The organism is Sorangium sp. So ce448, assembly GCF_051520915.1.
Classification (GTDB): Bacteria; Myxococcota_A; Polyangia; order Polyangiales; family Polyangiaceae; genus Sorangium; species Sorangium cellulosum_B.
Map to the genome: position 1 here is coordinate 2,779,191 of NZ_CP150343.1, position 13,861 is coordinate 2,793,051.

General features: G+C 70.5%; 8 protein-coding genes. 3 read left to right on the forward strand and 5 right to left on the reverse strand.

Annotated elements, in window-relative coordinates; translation table 11 throughout:
- Positions 1–160 precede the first annotated feature (160 nt).
- Positions 161–1,930 (forward strand): hypothetical protein, encoded by a 1,770-nt coding sequence (locus tag WMF45_RS10765; RefSeq protein ID WP_437716822.1) that lies wholly within the window; start codon positions 161–163, stop codon positions 1,928–1,930.
- Here WMF45_RS10765 and WMF45_RS10770 read toward each other — a convergent pair.
- The 3 genes from WMF45_RS10770 to WMF45_RS10780 form a co-directional block, all read right to left on the reverse strand.
- On the reverse strand, positions 1,927–3,591 hold the full coding sequence (locus WMF45_RS10770) for a response regulator (protein WP_437716823.1): 1,665 nt from the start codon (positions 3,589–3,591) through the stop codon (positions 1,927–1,929). The genes WMF45_RS10765 and WMF45_RS10770 overlap by 4 nt on opposite strands.
- Positions 3,592–3,657: 66 nt before the next feature.
- On the reverse strand, positions 3,658–6,489 hold the full coding sequence (locus WMF45_RS10775) for an ATP-binding protein (RefSeq protein ID WP_437716824.1): 2,832 nt from the start codon (positions 6,487–6,489) through the stop codon (positions 3,658–3,660).
- A gap of 56 nt (positions 6,490–6,545) precedes the next feature.
- On the reverse strand, positions 6,546–7,562 hold the full coding sequence (locus WMF45_RS10780) for an ABC transporter substrate-binding protein (RefSeq protein ID WP_437716825.1): 1,017 nt from the start codon (positions 7,560–7,562) through the stop codon (positions 6,546–6,548).
- 445 nt (positions 7,563–8,007) lie between these two features.
- Here WMF45_RS10780 and WMF45_RS10785 point away from each other — a divergent pair, with 445 nt between their 5' ends.
- A complete protein-coding gene (locus WMF45_RS10785; RefSeq protein ID WP_437716826.1) occupies positions 8,008–10,812 on the forward strand; it encodes a hypothetical protein in 2,805 nt (934 codons plus the stop codon).
- A 98-nt stretch (positions 10,813–10,910) separates the two neighbouring features.
- Here WMF45_RS10785 and WMF45_RS10790 read toward each other — a convergent pair whose 3' ends face one another.
- Complete coding sequence (locus WMF45_RS10790; protein WP_437716827.1) at positions 10,911–11,477, reverse strand: hypothetical protein; 567 nt, start codon at positions 11,475–11,477, stop codon at positions 10,911–10,913.
- A gap of 43 nt (positions 11,478–11,520) precedes the next feature.
- Positions 11,521–12,672, reverse strand: a complete 1,152-nt coding sequence (locus tag WMF45_RS10795) for a hypothetical protein (RefSeq protein WP_437716828.1) — start codon at positions 12,670–12,672, stop codon at positions 11,521–11,523.
- A 341-nt stretch (positions 12,673–13,013) separates the two neighbouring features.
- Between WMF45_RS10795 and WMF45_RS10800 the strand changes: the two genes are divergently transcribed.
- Positions 13,014–13,793: a hypothetical protein gene (locus WMF45_RS10800; RefSeq protein WP_437716829.1), complete on the forward strand. Its 780-nt coding sequence runs from the start codon at positions 13,014–13,016 to the stop codon at positions 13,791–13,793.
- The last annotated feature ends 68 nt before the right edge of the window (positions 13,794–13,861 follow it).

Below are 13,861 nucleotides of genomic sequence, written 5' to 3' on the forward strand. Positions count from 1 at the left end.
AGCGAGCTCGACGCGCTGATTGCCCTCGTTCCCGCGGCGCTGGCGAGCGCGATCGGGCGCGGCCCGGCGAGCGCGCTGTGCCGAGCAGCCCGCCTCATAGCGGCCGTGCGCTCGACGGCTGTGCCGCGATGCGCGGCGGGCGCAGAGCATCGGATGCGGCATGGATGCGCAGCGCGCCAGGGTGAGGCCCGCCGTCCGCCGCCCGCTCGCGGCGCTGCTCCTCGCAGCGCCGCTCCTCCTGGCGAGCTGCGGCCGGGCGCCCGCCGCCCGCCGGGTGGAGCCGCGCGTGCGGGCCGTTCTGGAGACGCACGGCGTGGCCGCCCTCCCGGCGCCCCCGCCCGCGGATTCGGTCCCGCTGCTGCTCGTCGCCGACGCCGCGGCGAGCGCGCTCGCGCCCGCGAAGCGCCCGCCTGGAGCGGCGCTGCCGGCGCCGGAAGCCGTCGTGTCGGCGGCCGTGCCGTTCGCGCCGGGCGCGCTGCGCGACGTCCGGTTCATCCGCCTGCGCGACGCGCGGGGCGCGGCGGTCCCGCTCCGCGCGAAGCCGCTCGCGGTCTGGCCCAGGGGCCGCTCGATCCGCAGCGCGCTCCTCGTCTTCCGCGCCGCGCTCGCGCCCGGAGAACGAGCGATCTACACGCTGGATTTCGGCGCCCCTTCGCCATCGTCACCCTCGCAGCGCGCTGACCGCCCACTCACCCAGGCCCCCCCGGCCCCTTGGCTCACCCAGGTCCCGCAGCCCTTCGAGGTCCCTCCGGCGGCCGTGCTCGACGAGGCGCTCCTTCCGAACCCGGACGGGCCGATCGCGGCGGTGCTGCCGCCGTCGTGGTACGCGGCGAGCCTGGTGTCCGGGCCGCAGCTCCCGGCCATGGACGATCGCCGCTTCCCCGGCTTCGAGGCCGGCATCGAGGGCGCGCTCGCCCGCATGACGCCCGCCTACGACGCGTACGGCGTCACCTGCTCGGCCCCGTACCGCACGTACTACGACGGCCCGCACGCGCTCTACCAGCGCTTCCTCCGCAACGGCGACGCCGCGCGCTACCGGCGCGCGCGCGCCGAGGCCGTCTGGTACCGGCAGCACGAGCTCAGGTTCTCGCCCGATCGCCGCCTCGCGGTCCACGTCTGCGAGCGCGAAGACTGGAGCCCGGCGGCGCCCCTCTCCTGGCCAGTCCTCCGGCGCATGCTCGGCCAGGGGATGGTCGACGACTACCTGCTCACGGGCGATCCGGCGGCCAGGGAGGCGGTCCTCGCCATGGGCGAGGCCCTCCGGCAGAACCAGGCCGCGCTCACGGGCGGAAGGGAAGACGTGCTGCGCGTGACCGAGCGCAACATGGCCTGGGTGATGATGACCCTGTCGAGCTACTACGCGCTCGACCCGCGGCCGGAGCTCCTGTCGACGCTGCGCGGGCTCGCGGATCGCACGGTCGCGTGGCAGCGGCAGGGCGCGTCGGGCGCGTTCGAGCACGACCTGACCCGCGCCGACCCGTCGGAGTGCGAGCGCGGCCCGCGCGGCGGCTCGCCGTTCATGACCGCGCTGCTCGTCGACGCGCTCATGGACTACCACGCGCTCACCGGCGATCCGCGCGTCCGCGAGGTGGTCGCGCGCGCGGCAGGCTGGCTCGCCGAGCGCGCCATCACCTCGGACGGGCGCGCGTTCCGGTACCTGTGGGGCTGCGAGACCGACGCGTACGACGACAGCGGGACCGCCGACCTCAACCTGCTGATCGTGCCCGTGTTCGGCGCCGCCTACGCGCTGACGCGCGAGCCGCGGTGGATCGAGGTGGGCGACGCGCTGGCCGACGTCGGCGTGAAGGAGATGCTGGTCAAGGAGCCCAAGCACTGGAACCAGGCGATGCGCGCGTTCGGGCGCTACCTCGGGTACCGGGCGGCGCTCCCCGTCGCGGCGAGCGAAGGGCAGCGAGCCGCCGGGCGCTAATAATGGCCGTTCCTGCGCCCGGGTGCGCCGCCGTTGCGGGCGCTGTTGCCGTTGACGTGCAGGCCCGCCACGCCGTCGCCGGCCTGCCGGAGCGCATAGCCGATGCCGCTCTGGAGCGTCCCCTTGGTCACCACGGCGCCGAGATCGACGCCCAGATCGATGAGCGTCTGTGCCAGCTCGGCGCGGATGCCGGTGATCACCGTCTTCGACCCGAGCAGCCGCAGCGCGGTCGCCGTGCTCATCAGCGTGCTCGCGACCGCCGAGTCGAGCACCGTCACCCCGGTGACGTCGATGATGACGACCTTCGCCCGGTTCGTCTGGACGCCGTTCAGCGCCGCCTCGAGCGCCTGCTGCGCTCGCGCGGAGTCGATCGTCCCGATGAGCGGCATCACCATGATGTGATCGGTGATCGGGATGAGCGGCGTCGAGAGCTCCGCGAGCCGGGCGCTCTGCGCGTCGATGACCTCCGCCTGCAGCGCGGAGCGCTCCTCCTCGGCCCGGGCGCGCTCCACGAGCTCCCGCTGCAGGCGCTCGTTCGTCTGGCGGAGCTCCTCCGTCTGGCGCGCCACCTCGGTCTCCAGCCGCTCGTTCGAGCGGCGGAGCTCGGACGTCATGTCCGCCAGGTGCCCGTAGAGAAGGGCGTTCTTCACGGCCACCGCCGCCTGGGAGGCCAGGAGCCCGAGCGTCTCCAGCTGGGTCGCGAGCAGCGGCTCCGGCGCCGCGTCGCCCTCGATGTAGAGGACGCCGATCAGCTCGCCCTGGCACATCATGGCCAGGCAGAGGATCGACCTCGGCCCCTTCCCGGCGAGATACCGCGCGTCCTCCGGGCGAGCGTCGCGGCCCGTGTCCCAGACGAAGACCGATTGACGGGTCCTCGCGACCTCCTCCACGAGCGACACAGCGAGATCGGCGCCCGGGTCCACCGGCGTCGAGAGCCCGAGCACCACCGTGTCCGGATCGCTCGTGATCGACGCCTCGATCACCAGCCCGGACTCGCGCGAGAGCACGAGGACGCACTTCAGCGCGCCGGCGTGCTCCAGCGTGAGCCGCATCAGCCGGTCGAGCACGTCGTCGAGGACGATCTCGCCCGAGACCGCCTGCGCCGCGCGGATGACCGTCGCCATCTGCGCCTGCGCCTGCGTGAGCCCCTCGAGCGCGCGCTCCAGCGCGACCGTGCGCTCTCCAACGCGCCTCTCCAGCTCCTGCGTGAGCCGCTGCAAGGCCGCCTCCGCCGCGATCCGCTCGTCCACCTGCGCGGCGAGGTGCATCGTCAGCCTCCTGAGCTTTGTGTGCACCCGGACGCGCGCGAGCAGCTCCTCGTCCAGGAACGGCTTGGCGAGGTAATCGACGGCCCCGAGGTTCAGGCCCTTCACCCGGTCCGCAGACAGGTCCGTGCTCGCCGTCATGAAGATGACGGGGATCGCGGCCGTTGCCGGGTCTCCCTTCAGCCGGCGGCACGTCTCGAACCCATCCATCCCATCCATCTTCACGTCGAGCAGGATGAGATCCGGCAATCCCTCCCTCGCGAGCCGGAGGGCGCGCGTGCCGTCCACCGCCACCGCGACCTCGAAGCCTGAGCCCGTCAGGGTATCGGACAAGAGACCGAGGTTCCTCGGGTTGTCGTCCACGATGAGTATCGTCCCGGCTTCACTGGCATCCATCGTTCTACCCTCCAAGGGGCGCGCGCTCCCATTGCCACGACCAAGGCGCGCGCCGTCCAAGCAACGTCAATCGCGTAGGTGCATCTTGATGAAATCTTCAACGGCTTCCATCTTGAAATCCTGCATCAGGCGGCGCAGGTGCCTGCAGAACGGCGCGAGCTTCGGATCGGCGCGATCGAGCCTGTCGAGGTGCTTCTGGAGCTGGTGGAAGAGCCCCCTGTGCGCGAGATCGAAGAGGAGCCGCAGATCCTCGGCGGCGGGGGCGGTCACCGGGAGATCTGCGCCGCCGGCGAGCTCGGGGGAGCTCGGGTCGCGGTGGGCGCCGGCGGGCGCCTCGCCCGGCGCCTCGCCCGGCGCGTCAGGACCGCCCTGCTGCTCGTAGATCCACGAGAGCCCGAGGTGCCGCTGGATCTTGTCGTAGAGCTCCTCCAGCTGCAGCGGCTTCGGGAGGAAATCGTCGGCGCCCGCGGCCAGGCTCTTGTCCTGATCGGAGAGGAAGACGCTCGCGGACGACGCGAAGATCTTCAATCCTGCTCGATCCGGCGCCTTCCGGAGCAGCCGGATCATCTCCCAGCCGTCGAGCTCCGGCATCGCGAGGTCTGTGATCACCAGGTCGAACGCGCGCTCCGACGCCGCCGCGAGGCCCTCCTTGCCGTCCGTGGCCTCGGACGTCTCGAACCCGACGGACTGCAGCATCTTCACGAGCACCGCGCGGTTCTCGGGCTTGTCGTCGACGACGAGGACGTGGCGCCGCCTGCCCTCGTAGTCGACGACCGCCGACGCGGGCCGGAGCGCCGTGGGCTGGGTTCGCCGGGGCGACTCGGCGAGGATCACGTCCATCCAGAACACGCTCCCCTTGCCGGGCTCGCTCCTCACCTCGATGGAGCTGCCGAGCAGCTTCATGATGCGCTGGCTGATCGCGAGCCCGAGCCCCGTCCCGTCGACGCGGCGCTTGCCGTCGCTGGCTTGCTTGAACGGGAGGAAGATCTGGTCGATCTGATCCGGGCTGATGCCCGTCCCGGTGTCCTCGATCTCGAAGCGCACCCGGTGCGTCCTGCGCGGCGCGCTCTGGATCGCGGCGGAGTCCGGCGCCGAGCCGTGCGGCGGGCGCGGCCCGTCGCCCAGCCGCTTGATCGTGAAGGAGACGCGGCCCTTCTCGGTGAACTTCACGGCGTTGCCGAGCAGGTTGATCAGCACCTGCCGCAGCCGCCGCTCGTCGGCGACAACGTCGGCGGGGAGCTCGGGATCGGGCGTATACACCAGCGCGATCCCCTTCTCCTCGGCGCGGATGCGGCAGATCTCGGCCGTCGATCGCAGGAACGAGGGGAGGTGGAAGTCGTTCGCGTGGGTCTCCATCGCCTGCGCCTCGATCTTCGCCAGATCGAGGACGTCGTTGATCAGCGTGAGCAGGTGGGCGCCGGAGCGATGGATGACGTCGATCCCGCGCAGGTCCTGCTCGCTCAGCCCCCGCGAGCGCCGGAGGATCTGCGCGTAGCCGAGGATGCCGTTGAGCGGCGTCCTGAGCTCGTGGCTCATGTTGGCGAGGAAGTCGCTCTTCGCCTTGTTGGCGGCGTCCGCGGCGACCTTCGCCTCCTTCAGCTCGGCCGTGCGCTGCTCGACGCGGTGCTCGAGCTCCTCGAACGACCCCTGGATCTGGCGCGCCATCTGGTTGAACGACTCCGCCAGCGTGCCCATCTCGTCGTGGGATCGCACCTCGACCGCTGTGTCGAGCTTCCCGCTCGCCAGCTGCGACGCCGCCTGGGCGAGGCGGGTGATCGGCCTCGTCAGGACCTGCGCCATCAGGACGGCGACCGCCGTGACGATCGCGGCGATCAGCGAGGCGAGCAGCAGCGCGTCGCGCGTCGTCTTCTCCTCGATGGGCTCGAGGAACGCCGCCTCCGGCCGCACGAAGGCCACGGTCCACGGCGGCTTCTTCATGCCGTCGAAGGCGCTCACGCGCGCGAGGGCCACCGCGCTCATGGGGGCGTCCCGCGCGGCCATGCGGGCCTGCAGGAAGCGGCTCGCCGTCGAGGTCGGGTCCTGCTCGCGCTCGAACCGGCGCAGCCCCTCGTCGAAGGCCTGCACGTCGGTCGACAGCTCCGCGGCCGGCCTGTCCGGCAGCCGCCGCTCCGCCTTGAGCCGGCCTTCGAGCTCCGGGGCGAGCGGCACCAGCGACTTGAACACGAGCTCCGGGGAGCGGCCGTGCGCCAGTCGGACGTGGTGCTCGTCGAGCAGGATCGCGAACGCGTCCGACGCCTCCAGGAGGCGCGTCTGGGAGAGGATGATCCGCTGGACGGCCGACAGGTTGTAAGTGCACCGGAGCACGCCGATCGTCTTCTTCTTGTTCAGCGCGTCGCGGACGGGGCTGCTGAAGACGAGCTGGGGCACCTCGCCGGCGAACACGACCGACGACGCGTACGGCAGGCCCGTCTCCATCGCGCTGACGAAGTAGTCCCTCCTGGATTCGTCCCTCTCCGCGGGCGCCTGCACCGTGTCGAGGACGTTGTGCCCGCGCTCGTCGAGCAGCGCATAGGAGAGGATGTTGATCGTGTCCTTCCGGATGAGGCCGTGCAGCGTCCTCGACGCGAACGCATGCGCCTCGCTCCCGCTCCTCCGGGCCTCGTCGTCGAGGCTCAGGTAGCTGGTGAGCCCGGGCAGGCGGGCCTCGACGCGGACCGCGTCCAGGTTGCTCTCGATGAAGTCGTCGACGCTTGTCGCGGCCTGCGACGCGGCCGCGGCGAGCGCCTGGTTGGCGCTCTCGGTCAACACCATCTCGTTCGTCCGCTTGTTCAGGAGCGTGAGGATCGAGAGCGGCGCGAGCGCGACCGTCAAGAGCGCCACGATCAGCTTCATGCGGAGGGTGATGAGCGGGGCCTGCTGCTGCATTGCGCGACTCATGGCGTTCGTCGAACCTCCGTGGCGATGCTCTCCAGGTGCTCCGCGGGCCGCGGCGGTCACTCGCGGCTCGTGGCGGGCGGCAGGAAGGACGAATCGAAGATGTTGTTGATGTCCGGGCGGCGCCCCAGCTGCCCGTCCTGGACGAGAAAATCGATGTGCTTGTCGACGAGGGGGGCCAGCGACGTGGGGTCGTTGTTCGGGGCGAACCGCCGTCGGACCTCCTCCAGCGAGAAGAGCTCGTATCCGTCCGTGCTGATGTCCGAGGCCGGGATCTTGAGCGCCTTCGCGATGATCTCGTTGCCTTCCTGCGGGTGGGCCTTCCAGAACTCGACGGCCTGGAACCACGCCCGGATGAAGGCGCGGACGTCGTCCGGGCGGTCGCGCAGCACCGCGCCGCGGAACATCGTGAAGTCGGCGAAGAGCCCGGGCGTCTCCTTGCTCGAGAAGATCGCCTTGGCGCCGGCCTTCCCTGCTTGCGTCGCGTAGGGCTCCCAGGTGTGCGCGGCCTGGATGGTGTTGTTCGACAGGAACGGGATGACATCCGTCTCGCTCGCGTTGACCAGCGTCACGTCGTCGATGGCGAGGCCGCTCCTCTCGAGCATCTCGCTGACCAGCATCTCGCCCAGCGCGCCGGTCTTGGCCGCGATCTTCTTCCCCTTGAGATCGGAGATCGTCTGGATCTCCGGCCGCGCCATGATGACGTCGGCGCCCGCTGTCTGGCCCAGGTAGAGGACGACCCGCACATCCGGCTCCTTCGCGAGGATGCGCACGACGACCTCCATGGTCCACGGCAAGCCGTCGACCTTGCCCGCGGTGAAATCGGAGATCATGCCGTAGAGATCCGGGTTGAAGACGAGCTCGACGTTCACCCCTTGCTGGTCGAAAAAGCCCTTCTCCTCGGCGATCGACACCGGGAAGAACCCGACCCAGTAGCCGTGGCTGAAGCGGAGCGGCGGCCGCGCCTCCTTGCCCCGGTCGCCGGGCGAAGGATCCGGCTGGCACGCCGAGGCGAGGACGGACAGCACGGCGACCGTGAGCCAGGCGATCGTGCGCCGCACAGCCGATGTCTTCATGGTCTCTCGGGGCTCCTTCCCGGGGCGTGTCGTGCGGGCAGCGCGCGCCGCGCGGCGGGGCGACAGCGCGGAATGCGCGCCGATCGCCGCGCGCCGCGCTCCCGGCGCCGAGACGACGGCCCGACTGCGAGGCCCCCCTGCATGTTGCGCAGCCTACCATGAACCGCCGCGGCGCCGCGATGCTCTGCGACCGGATCACGGCGATCCGGGGGCCCGGCTCGAGGTCGCCGGCGCCGTCTGCCCGACTGGACTGCCTCGCACGGTCGCGACACCTCGGTAGGTAGCTCGGCGCAGGTGTGCCGAAGGCATCGATTGCTGAAGCAAAACCATTGCGATATTGCAATGCGAGCCGGCCACGACTACCTTTCAACTCAACCTTCGCGCCTTATCGTCTGCTTGCCATTCGAAATCAGTTGAGGAGAACCCCACTCATCGGAGGTGACTCATGGCCTCGTACTTTGTCCTGCGCGATGTCCTCTCCCGCCTCGTCGCGGCGTCGGCGCTGCTCGTCGCCCTCGCGGCCGGCCGATCCGCCGAGGCGGCGTCGTCTTTCACCCTCTTCGAGAGCGGCCATGTGCGTCCGCTCGCGCTCTCGCCCGACGGAAAGCTGCTATTCGCCGTGAACACACCCGACAACCACCTCGAGGTGTATCGGGTCAAGGATCAGGGCATCGAGCACCGCGCCTCCATCCCCGTCGGCCTCGAGCCGGTGGCCGTGGCGGCTCGGAGCGATACCGAGGTCTGGGTCGTCAACCACCTCTCGGACAGCGTGAGCATCGTCGAGCTGACCCAGGGGGCGCGCTCGGGCCGGGTCGTGCGGACGCTGCTCGTGGGCGACGAGCCGCGGGATATCGTGTTCGCGGGTCCTGGAAGGCGCCGCGCGTTCATCACGACGGCGCACCGCGGACAGAACATCCCGTTCGATCCCCAGCTCACGACCCCCGGCGTGGGCCGGGCGGACGTATGGGTCTTCGACGCCGATCGCCTCGGGTCGACGCTCGCCGGCGCGCCCCTCACGATCGTCACGCTGTTCAGCGATACCCCGCGGGCGCTCGCGGTGACGCCGGACGGCAGCAAGGTGTATGCGGCGGCCTTCCACTCCGGGAACCGCACGACTTCGCTCCACGAGGGCATCATCCCGAACGGCGGAGAGGCGGCGGGGGGCGTGCCCGGGCCGGCCACCAACGCGGAGGGGATCCCGCACCCGGAGACGGGGCTCATCGTCAAGTTCAATGGTTCCCACTGGGTCGACGAGCTGAACCGCGTCTGGGACGGCTCCGTCCGGCTCTCGCTGCCCGACAAGGACGTGTTCGTCATCGACGCGAACGCGAGCCCGCCGAGGCAGCTGCCCGGCGCCGCGGGGTTCTACACCGGCGTCGGCACCATCCTCTACAACATGGTGGTCAACCCGGTCAGCGGGAAGGTGTACGTCTCGAACACCGAGGCGGGGAACGAGAAGCGCTTCGAGGGGCCCGGGATCTTCGCCGGTCATTCGATACGAGGCCACCTGCACGAGAGCAGGATCACCGTCCTCGGCCCGGCGGGCGGCGTCACGCCGAGGCACCTCAACAAACACATCGATTACGGCGCGTGCTGCGCCCCGGTCCCGAACGCCGAGAACCAGAAGAGCCTCGCCCTCCCGCAGCAGATGGCCGTCACGAGCGACGGCAAGACGCTGTACGTGGCGACGATAGGCTCGTCCAAGATCGGGGTGTTCAGCACCGCCGCCCTGGAGAACGACACCTTCGTGCCGAGCGTCTCCAGGCAGATCCCGGTGCCCGGCGGCGGCCCGACGGGGCTCCTGCTCGACGAGGCGCGGCGGCGCCTGTACACGATCACGCGCTTCGACAACGCGATCTCGATCCTCAGCACGACGACCAGGTCCGAGATCGCGCACGTGCCGATGCACAACCCGGAGCCGCCGAGCGTCGTCGCCGGCCGCCGGTTCCTCTACGACGCGTCGTTCGAGTCGAGCCACGGCGACTCGTCGTGCGCGAGCTGCCATGTCTACGGCGATTTCGACAGCCTGGCCTGGGATCTCGGCAATCCGGACGGGGTGGTCGCCGACATCCCGGGGCCGTTCGAGTCACACCCCCTCGATTTCGGGATACCCGACACGCATCACCCGATGAAGGGGCCGATGACGACGCAGAGCCTCCGCGGGATGGCGAACCACGGGCCCATGCACTGGCGCGGCGATCGCACCGGGGGCGACAACGAGCCGAGCGCGCACCCGGACAGCGGGACGTTCGACGAGGTGACGGCGTTCCTGGAGTTCCAGGCCGCGTTCCCGGATCTCCTGGGGAGGAGCGAGCTCATCCCGGAGGCAGACATGCAGGCGTTCGCCGATTTCATCCTGCAGGTCACCTATCCGCCCAACCCGAACCGGGCGCTGGACAACTCGCTGACGCCGGCGCAGCAGGCCGGGCGCAGCTTCTTCTTCAACAACGTGTCCGACTTCAGCGAGGAGGGCACCTGCGTCTCGTGCCATGTGCTCGACCGCCACGGGAACGAGGAGTTCGGCGTCGATGCGCCGGGCTTCTTCGGCGGCGATGGCCGGTACACGTTCGACCTGGAGACCGAGGCCTTCAAGTCGCCGCACTTCCGCAATCTGTACCAGAAGGTCGGCATGTTCGGGATGGCGGACAACGATCTCTTCCCGGGCAGCGACGCGCACCTGGGCGACCAGGTCCGCGGCTTCGGCTTCAACAACGAAGGGGGCGTCCCGACGCTCTTCCGCTTCGTGAGCTCGGCGACCCCCGACATGGGGTTCAACCAGTCGCCGCTCACCCCGGGCGGGTTCCCGCCGGGGCCGGAGGGGGAGGTGATGCGGCGCGAGGTGGAGCAGTTCCTGCTCGCGTTCGACAGCAACCTGGCGCCGATCGTCGGTCAGCAGGTGACGCTCACCCGCCACAACGCGGCCGCGGTCGGGCCGAGGATCGATCTGCTCCGCGCGCGGGCCGATGCAGGGGAGTGCGATCTGGTGGTCAAGGGATCGCACGACAAGGAGGCAGCGGGGTTCCTCTACGTCGGCGCGGGCCTGTTCGTCGGCGACCGGCTCTGCGACGCGCCGATCCGCGACGCGGCGCTGCGGCACCGGGCCTCGCGCAACCGGGGCGAGCTCACGTACACGTGCGTGCCGCCGGGCTCGGGGGAGCGGATCGGGCTGGATCGCGACGGCGATGGATTCCGCGACGGCGACGAGGAAGACGAGGGCAGCGACCCGGCAGACCCGTCGAGCACGCCCTGAGGGTCTCGCCGCGCCCCTCGCTCGCGCGACCGCCCACATGACGGAAGCGCTGCTCGTCGCTCGGCGCGGCCCGGCGACGAGCAGCGCGAGGGGCGGCGTTACCCCGCCGGCCGGAGCCGGAACGCGCCGCAGTCGGGGTGTTCGATGCGTCCGGCGAAGAGCGAGCCGTCGAACGCGAGGTCGCCCTTCATGCCCACGGTGACGTAGTTGGGCGGGCGCTCGAGCCAGGCGCCGGGCGAGAACGATGCCGTCCGCGTCTCGGCGTCGTAGCGGCCGCTCATGAGGTATTTGCCGGCGGCGCCGGACTCGGCATGATGAAAGCCGAAAACGGCCTTGATCCTGTCGCCCTTGACCTCCAGGATCCGGAACGTCATCTCGGTCGTCCCCTGCGGGCAGTCGTAATCGCCGATCCAGGTGCGCGTCCGCGCGAACGGGTTGTCGCCGGGGAACTCCTCCGGCACCCAGCCGTCGGCCGCCGCTATCGCCGCCGCCGGGGGCGGATCCTGGAGGACGATGTAGACCGTCTCGGCGGCGGGCGGCGGCTCCGGCGCGCGCGGCTCGGCCAGCGTGGGCGCGGGGCCGCACGCGGCCAGCAGGAGGGCCGCGCATGCGGCGCAGCGCAGGGCCGAGCGCCGTCGGGGGGCGGGGGCGTTCGCGGTACCCATGCGCGGGAGGGTACCATGGAGAGGGCCGAGCGCGGAGCGTGCTTCAGCGGCGGCAGCCGATGCGCTCGGTCGCGACGACGACGTCGTCGTAGAGGATGGTGTGTGTGTCGGAGACGGTCATGCCGAGCTCTTCCATCTCCGTCCGCCGGCGAGCATCGGAGTCGCGCTCGTAATAGGCGTCGAGCATGAACTTCTTGAAGCGCACGTCATCGCTCGATCGGAAGTCGAAGCCACCGAACGGCTCGGGCGCCGTGCACGCGCTGAAGTCGCACCCTCCCGTGTGGAACTGGGCGCGGAGCCAGGTGCCGTCGGGGTAGCCGGGGCGGTAGTCGCCGATCGCCACGCCGTCGATCCAGAACGCGAGCGCGCCGTCGCTCCGGCCGACCGTGTTGGCGCGTGCGTGCATCTCGACGCAGAACCATCGATCGCGCGGGAACGACGCTTGATCCGGCGGCTGAAAGACATTCCCGTAGTAGTACGTCGTGCCTTGATCGCCGGCGCAGCCAGGGGTGGCGGTCCCGTCGTTGCAGCGCCCGGAGCGCATCTTGTACCAGTAGGCGTAGAAGTTGAAGACGTCGTCGGTTGTCGTATCGAAGTCGAACCAGAATCCGTCGTCTCCGGACGGCACCGTGTTCGCGAGGCCGCTGCTGTCCCAGCTCTCGGTGCCCGCCGCCATGCGCACCCAGTGGTGCGGGTTTGGGGCCAGCTCGGGGAAGCGCACATGGAAGCGCCAGTAGAGCGCGTCGACGCGCTCATGGGTGATCCACGTGGACGACGAGATGTACGTCTCCTCCGCCAGATCGGCGGTCGTCACGGTCGAGCGGAGGTAGCCCTGCCCGGCGTGCGCGGTCGCCGCGTCGGCCTCGATGTGCAGATAGCGCGTGTCGGCGGTGGGCCCGTCCCAGCGCCCCCAGCCTTGCTCGAAGTCGTCGTGGAAGAGCACGGCGGGGTCACCGGCGAGGCCCACGTCGTCCGGGTAGCGCTCGCTCAGCGTGCCGGACGGCGACGTGTCGCCGCCGCCCCCGCCGCCATCGCTGGTTCCGCCGCCCCCGCCGCCGTCGTTCGGTCCGCCGCCGGCGGGGTGCGGCGAGGGCACGTCAGGCCCTGAGCCGCCGTCGCCGCCGGAGCCCGGCGTGGAGTCGCAGGCGGCGAGCAACAGCGCGATCACCAGGGGAAATTGCAGAGGATTCTTCATCCTTCCACGCTATCCGCAGCTCCGCCGCCTGCGCGAGCGCTCGAGGAAAAAATGCGGAAGACCCGGTGGCGGGCGGTGTAGGTCCGCTGTCCGGCGAGCCGCGCCCGGGATCAGGCCGCCCCTGCTGCGATCGGAGAAACTCCGGATCTTGCAGGCCTGCTTTCGCACGGAAAGCGCTTGACAGAACGAGGACGGGTTGGTTGACCTCCCGCCAGGAATCGCGACCATGAAGTCAGCGCCAGCCGGGCTGTCGGACTGAAGGCGACCGCCCAGGCCGGCGCCGCGGCAACATGCTCCGTCTTCGCGACGGCGAAGCGCTGTGATTGAAGCGAGGTGCGTCGATGCCCGTGCCTGGACTGCTCGATCGAATTCCGCTCTGGTTGCTCCTGGGGATCATGATCGTGGTCCTGGTGCTCGCCGTCGAGGGCGGCTATCGGCTGGGAGGGTACCGGCTGCGCCGGTCCGAGGGGGAGGCCGGGGCCCACGTGCTCGCCCTGGTCACAACCACGATGGGCCTGCTGGCGCTCGTCCTGGCGTTCACGTTCGGCTTTGCGGCGACCCGCTTCGAGGCGAGGAAACATATGGTCGTCGACGAGGCCAACGCCATCAAGACGACCTATCTGCGCGCCGGCCTGCTCCCCGGCGACCGCGGCGCGAAGGTCCGCGCGCTGCTGCGTGACTACGTGGCGTCGCGTCTGGAGGGGGTGAGGCCCGACAACGTCGACCACGCGGTGCGGCGCTCGGAGGAGCTGCACCGGGAGCTCTGGAGAGAGGCGGAGACCGCCGGACGAGACCACCCCAGCTCGCCCGTCGTGGCGCTCTTCATCGAGTCGCTGAACCGGACGATCGAGCTCCACACGACGCGCGTCAACGTGGCCATCCGGAGCGGCATTCCAGGGGTCCTGTGGGCGGCGCTCTTCGCGGTCGCGATCCTGAACTTGATGGCCGTCGGTTATCACGCCGCTCTGGTCAAGACGCGCCGCTCCCCCACGGTCGCGACGCTGGTCATGAGCCTCTCGGTCGTCATGCTGCTGACCGCCGACCTCGATCGCCCGCAGGAGGGGGCTCTGCAGGTGAGCCAGCAGGCGATGATCGATCTGCGGCGAACGATGGGCGATTGAGCATCCCTCGTGCGTCTGGCGGACGTGCGAGGTTCTGAACGGCGCGTCCCGCACGGCCGCGGGACGTT

Excerpts from the sequence above, each read along its gene's own strand:
- WMF45_RS10765 (WP_437716822.1), top strand. The coding sequence starts at position 161 with ATGGATGCGCAGCGCGCCAGGGTGAGGCCCGCCGTCCGCCGCCCGCTC.
- WMF45_RS10770 (WP_437716823.1), bottom strand. The coding sequence starts at position 3,591 with ATGGATGCCAGTGAAGCCGGGACGATACTCATCGTGGACGACAACCCG.
- WMF45_RS10775 (WP_437716824.1), bottom strand. The coding sequence starts at position 6,489 with ATGAGTCGCGCAATGCAGCAGCAGGCCCCGCTCATCACCCTCCGCATG.
- WMF45_RS10780 (WP_437716825.1), bottom strand. The coding sequence starts at position 7,562 with ATGAAGACATCGGCTGTGCGGCGCACGATCGCCTGGCTCACGGTCGCC.
- WMF45_RS10785 (WP_437716826.1), top strand. The coding sequence starts at position 8,008 with ATGGCCTCGTACTTTGTCCTGCGCGATGTCCTCTCCCGCCTCGTCGCG.
- WMF45_RS10790 (WP_437716827.1), bottom strand. The coding sequence starts at position 11,477 with ATGGGTACCGCGAACGCCCCCGCCCCCCGACGGCGCTCGGCCCTGCGC.
- WMF45_RS10795 (WP_437716828.1), bottom strand. The coding sequence starts at position 12,672 with ATGAAGAATCCTCTGCAATTTCCCCTGGTGATCGCGCTGTTGCTCGCC.
- WMF45_RS10800 (WP_437716829.1), top strand. The coding sequence starts at position 13,014 with ATGCCCGTGCCTGGACTGCTCGATCGAATTCCGCTCTGGTTGCTCCTG.